Annotated in this window: 1 protein-coding gene; it reads left to right on the top strand. The window is 66.3% G+C overall.

Going from position 1 to position 778, the window contains the following annotated elements; translation table 11 throughout:
* Positions 1 to 552 precede the first annotated feature (552 nt).
* The coding region (locus QR78_RS35770; protein ID WP_208993250.1) for a hypothetical protein at positions 553 to 778 on the top strand (226 nt) is incomplete at its 3' end.

Consider the following 778-nt stretch of genomic DNA (forward strand, 5'->3'; position numbering starts at 1 on the left):
TCAAAGAGCCGATCCGGTCGAGGCCGGATCTCAACCGTCCGAGAAACGAAAAGCAGCGCCGGGTTGCCCTGGCCCTTGCTTGCCCGTCTCTGAGGAGGTTCGTCGGGGCGGGCCGTTCGGCCCGGCGCCCCGTCGGTGAGCGGCTGTCTAAGGCGAGCCGGCTCACCTGTCAACTCGGGACAGATCATCGAGACACGCCGTCGGGTCGACGGGGGAGGGGCGACGCCATCCGGATACCTCGCAGGCCTGGGAACCGGCGATCTCGGACCGGCCGGGTGCGGTCCGGGGCCGGCGGTCCGGACGTGGCGCGGATGACGCAAAGGTTGATCCGATGCACGCGAGACGACTGCCGGCACTCCAACGGATCTCGTTTGCCAGAGCCACCTAATTTAGAGATATTATAGTTTCAATATCGTACCTGCCTTGCAACAGGCATGAGGACATCTCGAAAAACGGACCGCAAGATCGTTGCGCGCCGTTTGCAGATACTCAATAGAAAAATCGGCTGATGTGACGTCGGCCTTGAGATCACTCCCTTCGGACCATCATCGCATGCGGCTCGCTCGACGCCCCCGTCCCAGGAACCGCCGCCGGCTCGGAGCGAGCCTCGGTCTGGCCACGCTGGCGCTGCCGTGCCTCGCGCAGGGCGTGCTGGCTCAAGGCGAGATCCGCCTCGACGAGATCACGGTGGCGGGGAACGGTGGCACCAGACCCGGGACCGCCCCACCCGCCCCGCCGACCGGCGTGGTCGGGCCGCCGCCTCCGGCATATGCCGGAG

The organism is Methylobacterium indicum (assembly GCF_001043895.1).
Taxonomy (GTDB): Bacteria; Pseudomonadota; Alphaproteobacteria; order Rhizobiales; family Beijerinckiaceae; genus Methylobacterium; species Methylobacterium indicum.